Raw genomic sequence first — 21,592 nt, forward strand, 5'->3', positions numbered from 1 at the left:
TTTCGAAGAAACTATAACGGCGATTTATAGAAGAAAGGAGCAGTATGAATACTCTATTAACTCTTATCTCAACCGTAATTTTAACTAGTAATATAACCTCAAGCACACCTTCGTTTGCAGCAAGGTCAGATTCAGATATTAATAGCAAATTGCAACATTTGAGCCATAAAGCACCCCAATTGAATAAAAATGTTTTAAGACTTGCATTAACTGCGTACCAAAACGCAAGTAAAAGAGGCTCTGTTAAAAAGCCTGTACTTACAGTTATAGATTATTCCTTACCCTCAAACAAACAACGAATGTGGGTATTCGATATTCGTAAAGAACGTCTTTTATATAACACTTATGTGGCACACGGAAAAAATTCGGGTGTGAATAAGGCCAGTCATTTTTCCAATATTCCTTCAAGCAAACAATCAAGCTTAGGTACCTACATTACAAAAGACACCTATATAGGGCATAAAGGATATTCGCTTAATTTACAGGGCTTAGATAAAGGATTTAATGACAATGCATTAAGTCGACGTGTAGTAATACATGGAGCTTGGTATGTAGAACCTGATTTCATAAAGCGAGCAGGTCGCGCTGGGCTATCCTGGGGGTGTCCTGCGATCGCTCAAACTTTAGCAAAACCCGTAATTAATACAATTAAAAATGGGTCTGTGATTTTCGCCTATTTTCCTGATAAAAAGTTTTTATCTCGATCAGGCTATTTAGTAGCATAAAAAAAGCCAGGGCATAAACCCTGGCTTTCGCAGTCATCCGTATAAGAACGTTAAAGTTCTTATTATCATCCATGATAAATCATATCCATATGATTACAATTCCATTTGTGTGACTTATATCCATACAAGCCATGTTTAAAATTTAGCATAGATAATGAGAAGCGCAAGCAGACCTCAGTGTCTTTCCCTAACAAATTTTAAGTGGCTCAAAAAGCATATTCTAAAAATTTTAGTTAAAAAACAGTATGTTATGAAAAATCACTATAATCTAGGGCAAAGAAAGCAGCAATTCTCTTTGCTTGAATTGAGAAATCTCTTACACGAGATAGAGCAAAAAAACGTGCTACGTTTTCAATAAAGCGTATTATTTTTAACTAAAAAACTAAAACTAATAACAGTCTTTACATACAAGTGCTTGATTATGTCAAAAGATGTGGTAGTTTATTCAGCATCTAGATTACGCTTTAGAGCAAAATGATGGACAAACAACCGTTAACTACAGTAAAAAAAGATAAACTAAATGTCATAGATTGGCTTATTGAACATTTTCCAAATGCCTTTTTTAAAAAAGGGAATCAGATCAAACCTCTGAAAATTGGAATATTTGACGATATCATCGACTTCTACGAACGACTAGATACCCCGCCTTTTAGCAAAAAAGCGATACGTGAGGCTTTAAGCTACTATAGTGCTTCACCAGCTTATCTAAACTGCCAAAAAGAGAATGCTGCGCGTATTGATATTTATGGGAATGAAGTAGATGTAGTGACACAAGAACAAGCCAGATACGCTCATCAGCGTTATTTGGAGCGTTATAACAAGAAACAAATTTCCGAAAAAAATCAGAATACCCATAGTGACACATAACGGAATCTCAAGAATCTAAGACTGGCTTTTTTAATTCCAGTCTTAGATAAGTACTAGCTCGTTTATTATTACTGAAAAGCTATCAAATAATTAACTCTTACATCCGACCCTAACGTAGCTTTTCTCAGAAAAGGGTTGTAATCCATACCTTTCAAATCTATTAAATTAAAGTCCCAAGGACGGGCCATAGCACACAACTCACTGGGTTTTATAAATTTTTTATAATCATGAGTCTGTTTTGGCAATAAATTCAATACATATTCAGCAGCAATAATTGCAGTAGCATAGGCTTTAACTGTTCTACTGATTGTTGATACAAATAAAAACCCATGAGGCTTAAGTAACCGTCTACAATGTTCAAAAACAAGCTCAGGATTTTCTACATGCTCCAACATTTCCATGCAGGTAATAACATCAAAACTTTGATCTTTATATGTTTCAACTGAAGTACATTGGTAGTTAATGTTCAAATGATTTTTTTTTGCATGTTCTTGTGCTACAGAAATTGCTGTAGGTTCTGCATCGATACCCGTAACATTTGCTCCAGTACCTGCCATAGCTTCACATAAAATCCCACCGCCACAACCAACATCCAAAACATTTAAACCATTTAAGTGAACATGTTGCTTAATAAAATCCAGTCGGATTTCATTTATATCATGAAGTGTTTTCAATGGCCCTTCTTTATCCCACCATAAGTTAGCATGCTGAGCAAACTTACTAATTTCTTGAGGGTTAATTGTTGATTCAGAATTACTCATATTTTAATAAATCCAGAGGTTTAAAAAAATTGATCACGTGTTGATTCGTGATAAAGCTCACATTATAGGGATGTTCTGCAATAAGTCCTATAGGCAATTTATTCTGAGCTGCGGTTTCTGCTATTTTACCTAATAAAATTAGCTGAACATTAGGTTTAACTTGAACTAACTGCTCCAACAGACTTTGGATAAAAGGCTTCCATTGGCGAGCATGATAAGGAACTTTACCCTCACTATAGACCAATGAGGCATTGAGCAATAAAATACCTTTATTCATCATACCTTCAAACAATTGTTGGGCCGTTTGCACCAGATCATTTTTATCCAGTAAGGCTATATCAGCTTGTGACGTATTAAAACCTAAATCGCCACGGGCACAAAGCATCATTTTTATCCAATTACGCAAAGAAGTTGCCCTATTAACTGTTTTACTTAACCCGGTCGAACTCCATAGGTCCGCAACGGAGTTATCCCAAAAAGCATATCCATTTGCTGAATCTTTACGAGGATATGGGGATTCTCCTAATAAAATGTATTGAGTTCTTGCCAACGGTAAATTGAACGCCGCAAGTAATCGTTCTGCGCCCGGCAACCAATTTTTATCATGAATTAACTGAAACAAATAATTCTGATCCATCGTTTTCAATGCTGTGATTAGAATTTCCTTCCACTCAGGATGGCAAATATTTAAAAAAATTTGATATTCCACTTTTGTACTCGGTATCAATACTTCTAACGACTCTTCCAATATGACTCCCTTTTCTATATAATGACCTCAATTTGCACAATCATATAAAAATTATGAGCACCAACGCAAAAAATGCAGCAAATCTAACTAGCGATGCACTTCATAATCGTAACTGCTATACTTATTTTCTTCAATTAAAAGCTGCAATTGACCAATGCCCTATTGCGCAACTCCTGCCTGAATTTTCCAAATTACACACTGTGATGAAGCAACCGTATAATAATGCTTATCCCTATGGTAATTTATATTCGTCTTGTATCGCTGCTTTAGAGACGTATATTGAGAACAATCCAGCAGAACAAGTTAAAAAGCTGGATGAATTAGTTTTAGCGATTTACCACAATGACAACAAGATCCTCGAAGAATCTTCTGATTGGATAAATGATATTGGTGCCAAAATACATCCTCGGAAATCCAATGTAGAAAAAAAAATTCAAAAAACAATAAAAGACATTGATAAAAAAGTTAATCGACACTCTCCCCATAGCGAAGGTGGAATTTACCGTCGTCTTTATTCTTTATTTTCGGATGACTTTAAACCCCAACAAGAAACCAATCTGCCAACAATCAAAAACTTTTCCTATCAGGACCCTTCAGATCCAACAGAGTATCGTTTTAGCACCCAAGCCCAGCGCCATAGTGGGAAAACTCGCATCAGCCCTCTTTTTGAACGTTGGTTACAAATAAATGCCGAAAGATCGAATAAACAAATATGTCATATCTATTTTAATAATTTGGGGTTGGATCGAAGTAAGTATGATATAGCTGGAGCTAAAGAAAGAGATTTAACTCTAGCACTACATAAACTTGAAGACGATCCGAGCCTCAAGGTCTTAGTCATTACCCTTCCAGCAAATGAAGGTTTAATGGAGTCCTCCGACTTCGAAAAAATAGATGATACTTTATCCACCAGAGCTGTATTTAATGAATTTCTAGATATAGCGGGAGAGAGAACAAATAAAAAAGTCGTTTCTGATTTCCACATTAGCCCCGCAGCAAGAGCATTATTGTTTGGGACTGATGAACAGCAAATTTTAACACATCTACTTTTGGAGAGTTTTAAGGCACAAGGGCTTATCCATAGAAGCTCTATATCTTCCGCAGAAAAACAAGCAGTTTGGGTGCACTTCGTCAAATATGAGCTCCCCAATTACATCATAAAAAAAGTCCAACCTAAAAGTTTCAATTTTTCTTGCAAAGATGCAATAGATCGTGGCGCCCTATCATCTACATACTATAATTTGATGAAGTCCTTTAGGTTAGAAAAACCTATAACTAAAAAAGAATTTGAGCGTTCTTTAGATGCAGCAGCTGCAAATGTAAAAGGAAGAGGTATGAATTTTCATCGAAAAATCATATGGAACGCTTTAAATACGTATGTCAATGCAAATTACTCAGATTTAATTATGAACAAGAAGAAATCTTGGTTAATTCACTGGCGTGATATGAACTGCCCTGAGATACAAACAAAGAAACTTCTTAAAAAAAGACTTAAACAAACTCAAGAACAATTTGAAAAGCTACCCGAAGGAAACATTAAGCGAGTGGGTCTTGATTTATTAAATAATGTAGCGAAGTTAGATCGGCAAAAGTCGGGTAGCGACGAGCTCATACTCGAAATCATTTCCCGTACCTCTGAACTCGTAAATACTCCGTCTAAAGAGTCCATTGAAATCTACAAAACACTAACCGATGCCCTAAAAATAAATCATCCCATTTTATATGAACTCGCCGGCATAATGGTGTCCTTACTCGGCTATATACTTCTTATTCCTTCTTTGGGATTCTCTGAGGGAATGATTGATAAAGGAACTTCCCTACAAAACAAAGGATTATTCTACGAAAGCAGAAATAAACTGGGCGAAGAAATAGCAGAATTTACTTCAACGCTACAGAGCTAAAAATTGCGCTACTTTTCCCTAGCACCATTGTCTTAAAATAACTCCATGAAAACAAATTTTTTACTTGCTTATTCATGTCTTGTGGTTAAAAATAGAATTTACAGGGAGATTCTTAAACACAGGGAGCTGGTGTTATGTCTATTAAAGAACAAGAACTTGATGTACTTATAAAGAGTGATACAAACCTCTCTAATACTAATAGAGTCGTCATTGAAAAAGCTTTATCACAGATGAACTTCTCCGATGCGGCAAAAGAATTATTACTCAACCCAGATTCACCTGAACATGACCTAGATAGTCTTCAAAGTATTGCTTTAACTCAACAACACTTGGCCCAAGTCAAAAAAAGCTTGGGGGAAATAGTGGAAAGTTTACAAGATAATCCAAGCCTTATTTCCCGGGCGGCTGCGTTTTGGGGAGAGTTGCCTTTATGGCAGAGAATTATAGGTGGGGTTGCCATATCAGGACCAACCTTAATCATAGGTGCAGCAGCTCACATTGGATTTCTAGTTACAATTAGTGGTGTAAGCGCCTTAGCATACACTACCAGCGGTATCGTTCTTGATGACCATCATTATCATACGAGAAACATTGCTCAAAAATTAAAAGAAGGGATTTTTGGGGTCGCAGAAATCCTTGAGTTAACTATTGGTGCATTAGATGCTATTCGTAAAAAACTAGCCGTTGAAATCGAACGATTTAAAGAAGAAAATGAAAAATTAGCTAGAAATATTTCAAGGTTGAATGAAGAAGTTGAAACATTGAGCGCTCAAGTTGAAGTGTACGTAGAAACCGAAAAATTACTTCGTAAAACAAAAGACGAGCTTGAAAAAACAGCAGCCTCTTTAAAACTGGATGTTGAAAAACAAAATAAGCAATTTGAAACAACCCAAAAAGAACTTATGAAAGCTCGAGATGAGCATTCAAGAAGTCTGGTGTTATTGTCCCAAAAAACATCTGAGTTATCTGAGGTACGAATATCTATGGGGGCTGAGGTAGAAAAAGCTAAAAAGATTGCTTCCACTTTAGAGGGTACCGTAAGAATTCTATCTAGCACAGCTATAACTGATTCAAATCAAAGGCTTTCTTTTCAAGAAAAACTTAATTCTTTCTTGGATAAAAAAGCAGCAAGTTTCGATCAAGTAGCAGAGCGTATTTGCAAAGTAGAATCTGAACTTTTAGAAGTTAAATCCGAATTGAAAGCGAGTACAGAACGTTTTAATAAGTTACTCGAACTTCAAGAAAGGCAACTTCAGCGTCTACAAAGTCTGGATAAACGTGTTGACTCCAGTGTTAATCCAGAACTGAACCCTGTCAAAACTGAGGAACAAACCAAACCAGAGGGGTTGCTTAGTAAACTCGGTTTCATGGCATTACCTCAAATATGGCCTATAAATAATCCGTCTCCAGCTCCAAAACAACAATCTTCAGTACCCTAATAAAAATTTTTTTGAATGGAATGCATCCTCCAGGCATCATTGGATGGAGGATGAAATGATCGGATAGGAGCGAATTGCGTGCATTTTTTCTTTCTGGCGCAATAGGACAATAGATTGTTAAGCCACCTAATTTCAGCTATTCTGTATTTTTAGCATTAAGCCAAAACCCGTGATTAAATCATATAATAAGCTGATAAATATAATAAAAAACAAACAAGGCATGATGGTGAAACAACTCCATCAATTTTGTGAGATTAATTCTGGGACTACGAATTTAGTTGGATTAGCCTCCATGGCTAACCTACTGAAGGAAGTCTATCTGCCCCTTGCAGATACAATTGATAAAAAAAAATTGCAACCCCTCTCAGTTATTGATATGTGCGGAACTACTTCACTCCAAAGTTGTGGGGATGTTCTATTCATCAGAAAACGGCCCCACTTAAAACGTCGTGTTTTACTTTGTGGACACATGGATACTGTATATGCTGTCAATAATCCATTCCAGAAATTAACTTATATTAATGATAACTGTATCAACGGGCCTGGTGTTACTGATATGAAAGGTGGGCTTATCGTGATGTTGCATGCCTTATCTGCTTTTGAACTGAACGACTGCGCGACAGAACTGGGTTGGGATGTTTTAATTAATGCAGACGAAGAAATTGGATCACCAGCATCCAGCATACTTTTTGATAAACTGGCATCTAATTACCAAGCAGCTCTAGTATACGAGCCAGCCATGACCGCAAATGGAACTTTAGCTAAAAATCGTAAAGGAAGCGGAAAACTAACACTCATCGCTACTGGCAAAGCAGCTCATGCAGGACGTGATTTTGCAGAAGGACGAAATGCAATTTGTTACTTAGCTGAAGCGATAAGTGCCATACACGCTCTTAATGGAAAGCGTAATGGAGTAACCATCAACGTAGGAAAAATCGCAGGTGGCGAAGCACTTAACGTAGTTCCTGACAAAGCGGTAGCGCAACTTGACATTAGAATCAGTCTGCCTGAAGATGAATTTTGGGTACGAAGCGAACTTGATAATATTGTTGTTCAATTAAAACGTCCAGACTATTCTTTAAGTATACATGGTGTATTTGGTAGGCCCGTTAAACGTGTGTGCTCAGGTACAGAACGTCTGTTTCATCGTGTTCAACATTTAGGACAAGAGCTCGGTTTATCTATAGATTGGAAAGATAGTGGGGGCTGCTGTGATGGAAATAACTTAGCACAACACGGTTTACCCGTCCTAGATACACTGGGAGTCAGGGGAGGAAATATCCACAGTGCAGATGAATATATACTACTCGATAGTCTGTCTGAACGTGCTGCACTTAGTGCCCTACTCTTACTCGACCTTGCTCAAGGTGGCTTAGAGGATTTAAAAAATGATGCTATTTCGTAGTGCGTGCAATACAGATTTAGATGCCATTCATCATTTGGCCGAAGAAAGTGGTGTAGGAATCACGACACTTTCTAAAGATAAGGAAATATTGGCAAAACGACTTCACTGGTCCACTGATTCATTTAAAAAAAATATTGAAAAGCCAAATAATGAATATTATCTATTTGTTTTAGAAAACCCTAAAAGTAAAAAAATAATCGGTGTTTCAGGAATTGAATCCTATACCGGTCATGAGGCTCCTTTCTATTCTTATAAAATTTCCAAACGTACCCGAATTAGTCGCTCATTAAATATTCGTAGTGATTATGAGGTTTTAAGCTTAGTGAATGATAATCAAGGCCGAAGTGAAATCTGCACGCTTTTTTTAGAACCGAAGTATAGAAAAAATAAAAATGGTTTATTGCTATCCAAAGCACGTTTCCTATTTATCGCCCAGCATCCTGAACGTTTTGCCTCAACAGTAATTGCTGAAATGCGGGGAATCTCAGATGCGAAGGGTATATCACCTTTTTGGGAAAATGTGGGAAGCCATTTTTTTCATATGTCTTTTGAAGATGCCGATCGACTTACTCTAGCAACTGACAAACAATTTATAGCTGATTTAATGCCACGAAATCCTTTATACATTAAATTGCTGTCGCTGGAAGCCCAAGCAGTAATTGGACAAGCCCATCCTTCCACTCAAGCAGCTATGAACATCTTATTAAAAGAAGGTTTTCGATATAATAAGTATATTGATATTTTTGATGCTGGCCCTACCCTTGAGGTTCCCTTATCACAAATTAAAACCATCGAACTTAGCCAAGTTGTAACCATTAAAAATATTAGTGATGAGGTGAGTAGCACTAGTTATTTATTATCAAATACCCAATTGAATTTTCGAGCAACTATTAATAGTGCGCTAGTCAATAAAGAAAATAATACCTGCATTATTAGTAAAGAAACAGCTAATCTCCTCCAAGTCAAATGCGGAAATCAATTACGAATAGCTCCTTTACAATGTGAGAGTGGAGAGGTAAATGACTAAAGGTGAAATAATCTATGGAAAAGGACAATATGTTAATGGTCAATGGATAAGAGGTCATGGAACTACACTTGAATCCATAAACCCTAGCTATGGTACCATACTTTGGCAAGGCACAAATGCTACAGCTCAAGAAGTTTCAGCTGCCTCTGACGCAGCACGACAAGCACTTTCTCCTTGGTCCTCTTTGGATTTCGAAAAACGAGCCCATTATACCCACAAATTTGCACAAGAAATTGATAAAAATCGTGATCATCTAGCACACCTAATCGCTTTAGAAACGGGAAAACCTTTATGGGAAGCTCATACTGAGGTCAATGCTGTTATAGGAAAAATTAATTTATCCATACAAGCATACCATGAGCGAACTTGGACAAAAATAACCAAAACCACAGAAGCTAATGCATGTCTTCGTTTTAAACCCCAAGGGGTCGTAGTGGTGCTTGGCGCATTTAATTTCCCCGCCCATTTAAGTAATGGACACATAGTTCCAGCCCTTCTTGCAGGCAATACAATTCTTTATAAACCAAGTGAGCAGACACCAGCGGTCGCTGAATTTATTATGCAGTGTTGGCATGAAAGCAAAATACCGCCCGGAGTGATTAATTGTTTACAAGGCGATGCCTCTTGTGGGAAAGCTTTACTTTCACAAGATATTCAAGGCGTATATTTTACAGGAAGTTATACAACGGGGTTACGCATCCATCAACAATTTAGCGATAAACCTGAAGTAATTTTAGCTCTTGAAATGGGGGGAAATAATCCTTTAGTCATTGATGAAATTCCTGATCTTCATGCGGCCATCTATCATACCTTGCTCTCCACTTTGCTTACGGCAGGTCAACGCTGCACCTGCGCACGACGCGTCATTATTCCAGACACACACCAGGGTGATGAATTTTTAAATAATTTTATCAAAACATGCTCATCTCTTAAGATTGGCCCTTTTGATAAAACACCAGAACCCTTCATGGGCCCCGTTATTAGTCATGCACAAGCCACTAAACATCTTCAGAGTCAAAAAAAACTGGTTGACTCGGGTGGCTCTTCCCTCTTACCAATGACTTTACTTGCTGAACAGACTGGCCTACTGTCACCAGGCATAATTGATATGACACACTTTGAAAATCCCCCAGATGAGGAAATTTTTGCTCCTTTAGTGCAGATATATCGTTACAATCATTTTGATGAAGCCATCAAGTTGGCTAATCAAACCCGTTACGGTTTAGTTGCGGGCTTGATTAGTAATAATGAGCAACACTATGATCAATTTTATCAACAAATACGCGCTGGATTAATTAATTGGAACCGACCTACAACAGGAGCAGCCAGTAGCCTTCCATTTGGAGGGGTTGGGCTAAGTGGAAATCATAGGCCCAGTGCTTATTTTGCCACAGATTATTGCGCTTATCCGGTTTCCAGTATGGAGCAGCCAGTTCTAACAATGCCTGAACAAATTTTGCCTGGTATTGTATTGGGTAAATAAAATTATGTGGAAAATTCTAAACTGTCTAAGTAAGGTAAATCATTGGTGCATCTATGCCTAACTTCCCCATTGAGTTTCCGCTTAGTAATTACTTTAAAAATGGATAATTAGAAATGAATGTTTATGAATTAAACATGGATGGCCTTGTCGGACCCTCCCATAATTATGCCGGGCTTGCGCAAGGCAATATTGCCTCCTTCTCGAACGCACTAGCAAGTTCCAATCCTCAAGCAGCTGCTTTGCAAGGATTAGAGAAAATGCACCTACTTCATAAAATGGGCCTCCAACAGGGTTTACTTCCCCCCCACCAACGCCCTAATCTTGAACTACTTTACCAATTGGGTTTTTGTGGTACACCGAAAGAACAAATTAATAAAGCCTACAGAACAGCCCCTGATCTTCTCAGTGCTTGTTATTCAGCTTCCAGTATGTGGTCAGCAAATGCTGCCACAATTTCCCCAAGTACTGATACCCAAGACCACAAAGTTCATTTTACAGCAGCAAATCTTGTAAGTAATTTACACCGACATCATGAAGCTGATTTCTCCAAAAAAATTCTGGAATTTATTTTCTCAAACTCAGATTACTTCCATCATCACCCTATTCTACCTCGATCAACCATTATGGGAGATGAGGGTGCTGCGAATCACAGCCGCATCTGCCAGAGCTACAATCAACCTGGAATTCATCTTTTTGTATATGGGAAAAAAGGTTTAGCAAACAATCCATTGCAACCTGGGCCAATAAAATATCCAGCTCGACAAACCCAAGAAGCATCACAAGCCATCGTCCGTCAACATCAATTATCGACAGACCATGTTGTATTCGCTTATCAAAATCCGCTCGCTATCGACCAAGGTGTTTTTCATAATGACGTGATATGTGTAGCGAATGAATCGGTCTTACTCATCCACGAACAAGCATTTCATCAGCAAGGTTCTGTCCTTAACGAATTAAACGACAAAGCTTCATTCCCCATCAATATCATTCAAATTTCAGCAAAAGAACTGAGTATAGTGGATGCTGTTGAAACCTACCTTTTCAATTCACAAGTCGTTAGCTTGCCCCAACAAAACTCTATGATGCTTATAGCTCCTTTTGAGTGTCAAACTAATTCACGTGCTAATAGCTGTATTGAGAGAATACTCTCTGATTCTTCGAATCCCATTAACTCCGTTCGCTTCCTTGATTTGAAACAAAGCATGCGAAATGGTGGTGGCCCCGCTTGTCTGAGATTACGTATTGCGTTAAATGAAGAGGAACTTCAAGCAATGCATCAAGGCGTTTTAATAAATGAAGAATTATTAAAGCTTTTAAAAAAGTGGGTATTAAAACACTATCGTACTGAGTTAATTGCAACCGACTTAGCAGATCCTCTGTTACTTGAAGAGTGTTTTTGTGCTCTGGATGAATTAACTGGAATACTAAAACTAGGGTCAATTTATCCCTTTCAATTAGAGAAGACTTCCTAAAATGTGGAAAACAAAATTAGGTACCTGCATTTATACGTCTCCTTCAGGTTACAAAGTATATCAAAATGCATTTTATCGATGGTTAAAACTAGGAAGTAATGCGTTACAAACCGTTATAAACCGTCATAATCCACATCAGCCAGGCCTTCATTATCTACCCGCACTCACATTAATGGCTCGAAAATATCCCGGTAGTACTTGCATGTTAGGCCTAGGTGGGGCTGGAGTCGCACTAATGCTGAAGGATATTCATTTGACTGCAGTAGATAATAGCGAAGAGGTTATCGAGATAGCAAAACGTTTTTTTATAATGGATCGTTTAAAAAATTTAACAATCATTCATGAAAATGCAATGGATTATGTACAAACAAGTGAATTTCATTTTTCACATCTCATTGTGGATCTCTACAATGCAAACCATTTTCCACCTGAATGTTCAAACAAGCAGTTTTTTGCTTCATGCAAAAAAATAATAACTGATGATGGAATTTTTGCTGTAAATCTAGCAAATATTAAAGAACAATACCCGATTTTTCAATTAATTAAACATCAATTTAGCAATACGTTGGTGATCCCTATAAGACAAAGTGCAAACATGGTAATTCTTGCTGCCAAAAATGACAGTAAAGAATTATTTATGAATAAAATAAAACACACTGATGCGTTTAAACGAATTATTTGGGTCGACTCGTGGGGTTATGTTGGAGATTATAAAAAAACTACCTGGCAACAATTAACAACATTTTTTAGACGATGAGTTCGGTTGAGAACCGATTATCATCTACCCCAGCGATTTCCTCCTCTCGATTTATGGAGAACTCCCATAAAACTTGCTATGAGAGATATGGGTTATTATAAAAAACTGCGAAATACTCATTTAAATTTTTAAACTACAACACAATCGCGGGGTCGAAGGAAGATACTGTTTCAGCAAATTCATTGATGGCGCGCAGTTCTGGAGATGATTTAAATAATCCATACGCTGTGAGTCCACCAGTTAGGGCCCCTAGCATAGTACTGGATGAGGCTACGGTAACCGCAGCAGTATAACCACTTAGAAGACCTGCAAAAAATGCCCCTGGACCTGTCCACCAACTGCAAGCCACCCCTATTGTAAATCCAATCAATGCAGTTACAGTAAGTACAATAGCGGCTGCAGCAACTGAAAGAACTGCTTTAAGAACATCTGGATATTCATCTTTTAAAATAGTTTTACAATTATGTTTAAAGTCTTCAATCGCTTTAGCCTTAATTTTGGGGCTTACACTAGAATTGTCATGCCTCGCCAATATAACTTGTGACAGCTCTATTAATTCTTTATTAATTAATAAACTTTTTTCTGATGGGAGCGATTGTAAACTACTTTGGAGTGCCTCAACGTTCTCGTTCCATAAGGATAGAAGCTTAGCGCTACAATATTTACAGATTAAACCAAAAAGATTTTCTACATTTTTATCATCTTTTGCTGAGGTGACGATGAAATCAGCAAATAATTCTTTCGATTTAATTCTATCAAGCGCTTTCACATCCGCTTTGGGGGAATCGGATTTTGTTCCAACACAAATAATAGGGGCAGTAGGTACATAGTGACGAAATTCTTGGATACTTTTAAGGATTTCTTCTTCCTTAATTTCTTGGGTTAGATCAATACAAAATACCCCAACATCTGCACCTCTATAAAACATTTTTGACATTCCTTTGTATTGCTCTCGTCCAGCTGTGTCCCATATGCTTACACTGTTATTAGAGTCTATTCGCCTTGTCAAAAAATCAGCACCTATGGTAAGTGGGGCCCCATTTTCGAAATTTAGATTTGCTATTCGATTATTAAGTTGAGTTTTACCACTATCACTTTTACCAAAAAAAACGACCTTATATATCATGGGTTAACCTCAAAGTGACTTACATAACATTTTAGGGCGAGATGCATTCGAGATTATAAAAAAGTGATGCAAACTTTAGTACAAATTTCCCTTATTACATAAGTTAGCGAACGAACTAATTACTTTAGTTATAATGAAAGTACAACAAAATGAATATTGCTGCTTGAGGCTGTTTGCCTCAAGCAGTAACTAGAATTAAATTTCCATTAAATCTTTTTCTTTTTCGGCTAATAATCCGTCTATTTCAAGAATATATTTATCAGTAAGCTTTTGAATAACCTCTGTTGCGCGACGTTCATCGTCTTCTGAAATAGTTTTATCTTTGACCAAATCCTTTAATTGAGTATTCGCATCCCTTCTAATATTACGAATGGAAACTTTTCCTTGTTCGCCTTCATTACGAACAACCTTAATCAACTCTTTTCTACGTTCTTCAGTCAATGGGGGCATTGGAACACGAATCGCACTGCCTGCTGTCGCAGGATTCAACCCCAAATCTGAAGTCAAAATAGCTTTTTCTACGGCTGCTACCATAGATTTTTCCCATGGAGTCACTAAAATTGTTCGTGAATCACTAGCAGAAACATTTGCTATTTGATTTAAGGGGGTCATAGTTCCGTAATAATCAACTTGAATGTGATCGAGCAAACCAACACTCGCTCTTCCTGTGCGAATTTTAGTCAAATCAGTTTGTAACACTTCAATAGTTTTTTTCATCCGCTTTTCTGAATCTTGCTTAATCTCATTTATCATGATTAGCTCCGACTATAGTTCCTACGCGCTCTCCAGATACAATTCTTCTTAATGCATTAGGTGCAGTCATATCAAAAACCTGTAAAGGCATGCCTTGATCCTGACAAAGACAAATTGCAGTAGAGTCCATTACTTCCAAGCCTTGTGTTAAAACTTCAATATAAGTTAAATAATCATACCGTTTGGCGTTAGGGTTTTTAAAAGGATCTTCTGAATAAACACCATCGACTTTAGTGGCTTTTAAAACTACATCAGCTCCTATTTCAATAGCTCTTAAACAAGCGGCGGTATCTGTAGTGAAAAACGGATTTCCAGTTCCGGCCGCAAAAATTACAACATATCCAGTTCGCAAATGTTCAATTGCTTTGCGTCGATGATACGGGTCAACTACACCTAGCATAGGAATAGCTGACATAATACGCGCAGGCATATCAATACGTTCTAAAGCATCTCTCACCGCTAAAGCATTCATTACGGTAGCAAGCATTCCCATATGATCGCCTGTTACACGACCAACGCCTGCCTGAGAAAGTGCTTTACCACGAAATAAATTACCACCACCTAATACGAGACCAACCTCAACGCCCATCTTAATTAAATCGGCTATATCCTTAGCTAATGTATCTAAGACTGAGGGATCAATACCAAATTGTGACTTGCCCATAAGGGCTTCGCCACTATATTTAAGTAAAATACGCTTATATTTTAATGGGTGACTTTCATTCATCATGTACGAACCTGAGCCATCACTTCTTCAACAAAGTTGTCTTCTTTTTTCTCTATACCTTCTCCAACTTCATAACGAACAAAAGAAAGAACTTCAGTATTCTTTTCTTTCAAAAGTTGACCTACTTTAATATCTGGATTTTTAACAAAGGGTTGACCTAATAAGCTTACTTCATCAATAAACTTGTTGATTCGACCTTCAATCATTTTATCGATAATTTCTTGTGGCTTGCCACTTTCTTTGGCTTGAGCAGTAAAAATCTCACGTTCATTTTCAATCGCTTCAGTAGATACTTGATCTTTACTTACTACAATGGGTTTGCTCGCAGCAATGTGCATTGCAATATCTTTAGCAAGCTCTTCATCACCATTTTTAAGCGCAGCCATAACACCAATTCTTGATCCATGTAAATAGCAACCAATAACTCCAGTGTCGCAATGCATACGTTCTATGCGTCTTAATTTAATATTTTCGCCAATCTTTGCTACTAACTGTTGACGGGCTTGTTCTACGGTACCGCCTGATGGAAGAGGCATAGCGGACAATTCTACAATTGTTGTGGCTGAACTATTTAATGCAGCATTAGCAACTGAGTTAGCAAAGTTGGTAAAGTTCTCATCACGCGCCACAAAATCTGTTTCACTGTTTATCTCTAGCATCACTGCGCTGCGTCCATCAACAGAACGTGCGATTACTATTACACCTTCCGCAGCAACACGATCAGCTTTCTTATCTGCTTTTGCCTGGCCTGCTTTACGCATTTCAATGATTGCAGCTTCTATGTCACCATTGGTTGCTATTAGAAATTTTTTACACTCCATCATACCAGCACCTGTACGCTCACGTAACTGCATGACTAAACTTGCACTAATTGACATTTTCATTTCTCCGTATAGCAAAAAGGGGGCAAATTTAGGTGTTCAAACACCCAGCCCCCTATATGTTAAATTCTAATTATTCCCCAGCTTTTTCTGCATCTTTAGTTTGTTCAACTACTTCTACAAATTCAGCGTCAGATGAACCTACTCCTACTGTATTAGTGCCTTTAGCATCTAAAATTGCATCAGCAATACAACGTACGTAAATATCAACTGCTCTCATGGAGTCATCATTACCCGGAATAATATAATCAATATTTCTTGGGCTATTGTTGGTATCAACAACACCAATCACAGGGATTTTTAATCGATGTGCTTCTTCAACAGCAATATGCTCGAAGCCAACATCAACAACAAACAGAGCATCAGGCAAACCACCCATGTGCTCAATCCCACCTAAACCTCTTTCTAATTTTTCAAGTTCACGTGTCAGCATCAATGCTTCTTTTTTAATCATGCCGTTAAATAATCCTTTTTCTTTCATTTCTTTTAATTCTTTTAAGCGAAAAATGGATTGACGAACAGTTTTATAGTTGGTCAACATACCACCTAACCAACGATGATCAACATAAGGCATACCACAACGCTTCGCATGTTCACGAATACTGTCTTGTGCTGCCCTTTTAGTTCCTACAAATAAAATTTTTGCTTTATTAGATGCCAATCTACCCACATAATTGACAACATCATTGAGCATTACCATTGTTTTTTCAAGATTGATAATGTGAATTTTGTTGCGGGAACCAAAAATATAATCGCCCATTTCAGGATTCCAAAAACGCGTTCTGTGTCCAAAATGAGCACCTGATTCAAGCAATTCACGCATGCTTATATTCATAATTTATTCTCCAGGGTTATTCCTCCACGCTTCCCATACGAAACCCTCAAGGGACCCTATCGTATGTGCCGAACCGTGTGTGTATTTAAAGCGCGGTATTTATAACATATTCGACGAAATTCATCAATCGAATTTAGTCGCAATTCATTTTTTTTATCTTGTGCTAAGCTTTTTATATGAACGTTCTTATTGCGTTCCGGAATATACAGTGACTAGTTTTTATATACGGTAATTTATTGAACCTAAAAATTAAGAATAAAATGTATCAATATAATCCAAACTTACATGTAAAAATCTGGTTAAGTAATAATCCAAACGTGTTTATGAATTTGGAAAATCAAATTCGTCTTATTGAAATGCGCGAAAACAATCCTAACGATACGATTCATCTAGTATATGACTCTGCATTATTGACTCATGCTTCTGTAAATTCATTAGATGAATTCTGTAAGGAACATAAGATTATTACTTTTGATGCCAACACCCTACTTGCCACCCTTCAATCGGATAATGAATTGAAATTGTATAGTTTTTATAAAGAAGAATTATCTAATTTAAAATCTGGTGGGAATTTGGCCGTTGCAAGTGATATTTTAAGATGGCTGTCACCAATATTTAAAAAAGGGACTTATACAGATTTTGATTTCCCCATTGATACATCCAAACTTCCTAAGCTCATTGCAACTGAAATGCCCATACTTCTTAACATCGGTAGTTTAAAAATGGGTAGAAAAGAATTTATTCTATCAAATAATGATTTTGTTGCTATTGTAGATGAACTTGCTGCAAAAAAAGACATTGAACGCGTACAATCCGGACTTATCTCAAGACTAGCACATTATGATACCGATTTTATTGAACGAACTGAAAATGAATTAAATGCGAACAGCTTTATAAATCGCCATCTTTTAAAGTTTATGAAAAATCGTTCTGAGTCCCTTTATATAGCAAAATCCAAAGAAATCCTACCACCAGATACTTCCGATTCTTCATTAAAAATCAGAGCCTATATTAATGAAGTAATGACCGATAGAAATAAATTTTTAGATTTTAATAAAATTGAGGCGCAAGAAACCCATGAAGAGGTGATCAAGAGATTACGGAAAGATCTCGAGACACAATTAAACCTAATTAAGTATCTTTTTTTCAGCAAAGAATATTCTTCAATTAGACGTATTTTAGAAAAAAATGATGAGAAGTTCCTAGCTTACTTAATGAATAAGGAACGAGACCTTTATATTAAGTCCATTGTGGTCTGCACTACAGGTCCAATACAAATATCAAATGCATTATTCAGTGGGTACGTTGTGGACTCCGATAAGTTCATTAAAGAGATTCAACCTCTCTCTTTCAATCATTATGGATTGCAAAATGCTTTTCGCTCACAAAACTCTATTCCCTTGCACGAAAATGTTTTGGGAATGCTCAAGTTTCTAGGTGTTGACGAAGGCGAATTAAACGATTCCTCCTGGCTGGATTCTGGAAAAAAATTACAAGCATCCCGGACAAAGTTCCTTGCTACACGTCAGAAAGAACTTGCTCAAAGTTTACCTGTTTCTTTTTTTACAATAAAAAATGATATAGAACAATACATTCAGCAAATACCGCATACATCCAGCCATTTTACTTCTAAAGGAAAAAATCGTGCCAAAATAGATCTTGAGCTGGTATTAAGTTGTTTTACTCAAGAGAATGAATTTAATATCCTCCAATTCAAAAATATCCTTCATAGTATCCGTCAGCATAAAGGATATACACAAAAATTAATCAAAGAACTCGATAGTCTTTGTCATAAAGCAACTATTTTTAGTCTTACAAAAGATAAAAAAATAAAATTAGGCGATCCTTGGTATCACTGATTTTAAATTAATAATATTTTAGGTTCATCGTCATGATGTTAAACAGGAAAGTTAGTTTAATTATTATAAGGATTAAATAATGAAAAAATTTATTTGGCTATCAACAATCGCATTAACCTTAATCTTAGGACAGCCAAGCTTTGCTTGCATTGATGATTCAAAACATTGTAATTCTCATCGTCAATTTGATAAGTTAGCGCAAGAACTTAACCTTACTGCAGATCAAAAAGCAAAATTAAAAGCATATAAAGAAAATGCAAAAGCAAACTTCAAAGAACATTATGCTCAGCTCAGAATTTTACGCAGCCAGATAAACTCTTTGGTTAAGACTGATAAAATTGATGAAGCAAAACTTGATGCTTTGATAGAGAAGGTCAATAAAATTAGAGCTTCTATGTTAAGAAGTAAGATAATGATGCAACATGAAATGTTTGCTCTTTTAAACGACAATCAAAAAGCCAAATTTATCGAATTAAAGAAGAAGTGGCTTATGGAGCAATAATTAATTAACAATGCATCATTTAAGTGTGCTGGTAAAGGATGAATAGTTCTATAGGTTCGGGATAACGTATAGCCTCCATTCCTGCATCCAGAGGAGTTTACGACGAAGGATCTCAATTTCAGGCATTGTATTCCATATACCTCCTGCCATTTACTGAAGATTCCTTAGTACGCTGGGAGGAGGTATTGTTAACCCCTGAATGAAATTATTGTTTACGCGTAGCAACCGCTTTAAAATTTACTGTGACTTCATCTTTTATTTCACTAGTACTCGACCAGTCCCCTTGTCCAATTCCAAAATCTAACCGTTTTAAGTTAGTATGTCCTTCAACAATCAGATGATCTTTAGGAGATTCTACAGCGGTAAACGTAAGCGTTACTGGTAACGATTTATTTTTTATCGTCAATGTCCCAGTGGCTTCATAATTTTTATCATCTTTTTTTGTGAATTTAGATGACTTAAATTCAGCCTTTGGAAACTCTTTAGCATTAAACCAATCGGAACCCTGTAATATGGAAGTAATTTCTGCGTAGGAGGTTGTGAGTGAGTTCATGTTCACTTCCACCACCACACTGCTATTTTGATAATTTTTCGGATCTGCAACTATTTTTGCCGTAAATTCTTTAAAGGTACCTGTAACAGGTGCATTATTTTGTGTTGCAGTAAAACTTATACTGCTTTCATTTGGAACTAGGGTCCATTCAGATAAGGCATCCGCACTCGCATTGACACTGTTCAAAAATAATAAAACAAGAAAATACTTAATCATTTTCATGGGAACATTCTCCGTAATATATCATCCTTATTAATAAAATGATGTTTTAAAGCAGCTGCGGTATGCATACAAATTGCCGCAATAAGCGCATAACCTAACCATTCATGAATCGATTCAAATAAAATCCTTTTGCTTTCATCAGGTGCTATAAGATTAGGCAAAGTAAATAAACCAAAAAATGAAGCAGGCAATCCCGCGGCTGATGTGATTAGCCAACCAGTAATGGGCATCGCAAACATAAATACATAGAATGCCCAGTGCATACTGCGTGCCGCAATTTTTTCCAGCCAAGGTAAAGCCAATTCAGGATTTTCATTCGCTAGACGCCATATGATCCTTAAAATAGCTAAAAATAGGACTAAAAAACCATACTCTTTATGCCAGCCATAGTATTTTAGCCTTTGGGCATTCCAAGGCATAGACACCATATATAAACCAAGTATCAATAGCCCTATAATTAATAAAGCGATTACCCAATGGAATACTATGGTAACAATACCAAAATGTGTGGGGCTGTTTTTGAATTGCATAAAATATCCTATTTTTTACCTTGCGCCTGGTCTTTATCTTGATCTGGTTTTTTATTTTGATCCTGATATCCTTCAGCTCCAATAAAAAGGTTTACTTTATCGCTCACTGCAGGCAAGAATGCATTGATTCCGAAATCCGAACGATTTATAGAGGCTGTGGCAGTAAAACCGACTGACTGTTTATTACTAATCGGATTCATTCCCACCTTATTTAAGGTAACCTGCAATATCACAGGCTTACTTACACCGCGTAACGTTAGAATACCCTCCACTGTAGCTTTTTTATCGCCTTGTGGGGTTACTTTATTACTAACAAAGGTAGCTGCGGGATAATGCTCAGCATCAAAAAACAAATTACTTTTTAAATGTTTATCCAGCTCTGGAAGTCCCGTAATCATATCCATAACATCAACTGTCACATTAACTTTACTCTGACTTGGATTGTCTTTATCAAGAATTAACTGTCCTGTTGCATACCATTTTCCATATTGAGTTGTAAAACCCATGTGATCCGCACTCCATAACACGTAAGTGTGATTTTTATCTAAAGTGTATGTTTCAGGTGCAGCATAGATTGAAGTAGAAAAAGTAATTGCCATAAGCAATGATGAAAACCAACTTCCTAGCGTTTGCTTCATAATCAATTTCCTTATTTACTATGTAATTTTACATCATTTTTATATTCAAATTATTACTCAGATTTGAGACTTCCGCCAACAATTCGTTCACAAAGTCCTTTAGGTAATAAAATAAAGGCATCTTTTTGTTTGTCTTTTGTTGCAGATGAAGCGCAAGAAGCAGTTGCAGTAGCGCAATCATTCATTCCTTTTTTAGCAATTCCGTAGCATTTTTCCGTGGCAGCAGTATTATTGTCATTGCTGTCTGCCGCTGAACTTCCTGTTGCTACTAAAACAAAAAATGCAGTCATTACTGATTGTATTAACTTATCTCGTGTAGACATAGTTTTCCTTTTCATTAAATGAATTCTTCATTAACATACAATAGTGTTATTAAAACAA

22 protein-coding genes are annotated in these 21,592 nt (G+C 36.8%); 11 read left to right on the forward strand and 11 right to left on the reverse strand.

Translation table 11 applies throughout. The features are described from left to right. The first annotated feature begins 44 nt into the window (after positions 1–44). Both ACWTE2_RS00945 and ACWTE2_RS00950 read left to right on the forward strand, forming a co-directional pair. Positions 45–725, forward strand: coding sequence for a murein L,D-transpeptidase catalytic domain family protein (locus ACWTE2_RS00945; RefSeq protein ID WP_182390704.1), 681 nt, complete (start codon positions 45–47; stop codon positions 723–725). A 477-nt stretch (positions 726–1,202) separates the two neighbouring features. Next, positions 1,203–1,592, forward strand: a complete 390-nt coding sequence (locus ACWTE2_RS00950) for a ProQ/FinO family protein (RefSeq protein WP_182393655.1) — start codon at positions 1,203–1,205, stop codon at positions 1,590–1,592. Between the two features lie 68 nt (positions 1,593–1,660). Here the strand turns inward: ACWTE2_RS00950 and ubiG are convergent, their stop codons facing one another. Continuing rightward, positions 1,661–2,353 (reverse strand): bifunctional 2-polyprenyl-6-hydroxyphenol methylase/3-demethylubiquinol 3-O-methyltransferase UbiG, encoded by a 693-nt coding sequence (gene ubiG / locus ACWTE2_RS00955; protein WP_454783775.1) that lies wholly within the window; start codon positions 2,351–2,353, stop codon positions 1,661–1,663. After that, the gene (locus tag ACWTE2_RS00960) at positions 2,346–3,101 is read right to left on the reverse strand and encodes a uracil-DNA glycosylase family protein (RefSeq protein ID WP_454783776.1); all 756 of its coding nucleotides are present in this window, start codon (positions 3,099–3,101) and stop codon (positions 2,346–2,348) included. Before ACWTE2_RS00960 ends, ubiG begins: the two co-directional genes overlap by 8 nt. 53 nt (positions 3,102–3,154) lie before the next feature. Here ACWTE2_RS00960 and ACWTE2_RS00965 point away from each other — a divergent pair, with 53 nt between their 5' ends. From ACWTE2_RS00965 to ACWTE2_RS00995, 7 genes are all read left to right on the forward strand, one after another. After that, a complete protein-coding gene (locus ACWTE2_RS00965) occupies positions 3,155–5,002 on the forward strand; it encodes a hypothetical protein (protein WP_454783777.1) in 1,848 nt (615 codons plus the stop codon). A 134-nt stretch (positions 5,003–5,136) separates the two neighbouring features. Next, a complete protein-coding gene (locus tag ACWTE2_RS00970) occupies positions 5,137–6,441 on the forward strand; it encodes a LegC2/C7 family Dot/Icm T4SS effector (protein WP_454783778.1) in 1,305 nt (434 codons plus the stop codon). 169 nt (positions 6,442–6,610) lie between these two features. Further along, the gene (locus tag ACWTE2_RS00975; protein WP_454783779.1) at positions 6,611–7,846 is read left to right on the forward strand and encodes a hydrolase; all 1,236 of its coding nucleotides are present in this window, start codon (positions 6,611–6,613) and stop codon (positions 7,844–7,846) included. Continuing rightward, positions 7,830–8,873: an arginine N-succinyltransferase gene (locus tag ACWTE2_RS00980; protein ID WP_454783780.1), complete on the forward strand. Its 1,044-nt coding sequence runs from the start codon at positions 7,830–7,832 to the stop codon at positions 8,871–8,873. Before ACWTE2_RS00975 ends, ACWTE2_RS00980 begins: the two co-directional genes overlap by 17 nt. Beyond that, complete coding sequence (gene astD, locus ACWTE2_RS00985; RefSeq protein ID WP_454783781.1) at positions 8,866–10,356, forward strand: succinylglutamate-semialdehyde dehydrogenase; 1,491 nt, start codon at positions 8,866–8,868, stop codon at positions 10,354–10,356. Before ACWTE2_RS00980 ends, astD begins: the two co-directional genes overlap by 8 nt. 113 nt (positions 10,357–10,469) lie before the next feature. Beyond that, positions 10,470–11,828, forward strand: a complete 1,359-nt coding sequence (astB, locus tag ACWTE2_RS00990) for an N-succinylarginine dihydrolase (protein WP_454783782.1) — start codon at positions 10,470–10,472, stop codon at positions 11,826–11,828. Position 11,829: 1 nt separating this feature from the next. Further along, positions 11,830–12,585 carry a spermidine synthase gene (locus ACWTE2_RS00995; protein ID WP_454783783.1) on the forward strand — a complete coding sequence of 252 codons (756 nt, stop codon included), beginning with the start codon at positions 11,830–11,832 and terminating at the stop codon, positions 12,583–12,585. Between the two features lie 133 nt (positions 12,586–12,718). Here the strand turns inward: ACWTE2_RS00995 and ACWTE2_RS01000 are convergent, their stop codons facing one another. From ACWTE2_RS01000 to rpsB, 5 genes are all read right to left on the reverse strand, one after another. Further along, complete coding sequence (locus tag ACWTE2_RS01000) at positions 12,719–13,711, reverse strand: Rab family GTPase (protein WP_454783784.1); 993 nt, start codon at positions 13,709–13,711, stop codon at positions 12,719–12,721. A 195-nt stretch (positions 13,712–13,906) separates the two neighbouring features. Continuing rightward, a complete protein-coding gene (frr, locus tag ACWTE2_RS01005; RefSeq protein WP_454783785.1) occupies positions 13,907–14,464 on the reverse strand; it encodes a ribosome recycling factor in 558 nt (185 codons plus the stop codon). Beyond that, complete coding sequence (gene pyrH / locus ACWTE2_RS01010; protein WP_182390715.1) at positions 14,454–15,194, reverse strand: UMP kinase; 741 nt, start codon at positions 15,192–15,194, stop codon at positions 14,454–14,456. Before pyrH ends, frr begins: the two co-directional genes overlap by 11 nt. Further along, complete coding sequence (tsf, locus tag ACWTE2_RS01015; protein WP_454783786.1) at positions 15,191–16,069, reverse strand: translation elongation factor Ts; 879 nt, start codon at positions 16,067–16,069, stop codon at positions 15,191–15,193. The genes pyrH and tsf overlap by 4 nt, the downstream gene beginning before the upstream one ends. 76 nt (positions 16,070–16,145) lie before the next feature. After that, entirely contained in the window at positions 16,146–16,910 is a 765-nt protein-coding gene (gene rpsB, locus ACWTE2_RS01020; protein WP_454784422.1) for a 30S ribosomal protein S2, read from the reverse strand. 257 nt (positions 16,911–17,167) lie between these two features. Between rpsB and ACWTE2_RS01025 the strand changes: the two genes are divergently transcribed. Then, complete coding sequence (locus ACWTE2_RS01025) at positions 17,168–18,766, forward strand: glycosyltransferase family 88 protein (RefSeq protein ID WP_454783787.1); 1,599 nt, start codon at positions 17,168–17,170, stop codon at positions 18,764–18,766. A 79-nt stretch (positions 18,767–18,845) separates the two neighbouring features. Then, the gene (locus ACWTE2_RS01030; RefSeq protein ID WP_454783788.1) at positions 18,846–19,268 is read left to right on the forward strand and encodes a Spy/CpxP family protein refolding chaperone; all 423 of its coding nucleotides are present in this window, start codon (positions 18,846–18,848) and stop codon (positions 19,266–19,268) included. A gap of 205 nt (positions 19,269–19,473) precedes the next feature. On the opposite strand, the gene ACWTE2_RS01035 is transcribed toward ACWTE2_RS01030, so the two are convergent. Genes ACWTE2_RS01035 through ACWTE2_RS01050 form a run of 4 tightly spaced genes read right to left on the reverse strand, consistent with a single transcriptional unit; the run spans position 19,474 to position 21,534 of the window. Next, the gene (locus ACWTE2_RS01035; protein WP_454783789.1) at positions 19,474–20,043 is read right to left on the reverse strand and encodes a YceI family protein; all 570 of its coding nucleotides are present in this window, start codon (positions 20,041–20,043) and stop codon (positions 19,474–19,476) included. Then, positions 20,040–20,573, reverse strand: a complete 534-nt coding sequence (locus ACWTE2_RS01040) for a cytochrome b (protein WP_454783790.1) — start codon at positions 20,571–20,573, stop codon at positions 20,040–20,042. Before ACWTE2_RS01040 ends, ACWTE2_RS01035 begins: the two co-directional genes overlap by 4 nt. An 8-nt stretch (positions 20,574–20,581) precedes the next feature. Next, a complete protein-coding gene (locus ACWTE2_RS01045; protein ID WP_454783791.1) occupies positions 20,582–21,211 on the reverse strand; it encodes a YceI family protein in 630 nt (209 codons plus the stop codon). Positions 21,212–21,264: 53 nt separating this feature from the next. After that, complete coding sequence (locus ACWTE2_RS01050) at positions 21,265–21,534, reverse strand: BufA1 family periplasmic bufferin-type metallophore (RefSeq protein ID WP_182390720.1); 270 nt, start codon at positions 21,532–21,534, stop codon at positions 21,265–21,267. Positions 21,535–21,592 lie beyond the last annotated feature (58 nt).

Source organism: Legionella nigrisilvae (genome assembly GCF_977063395.2).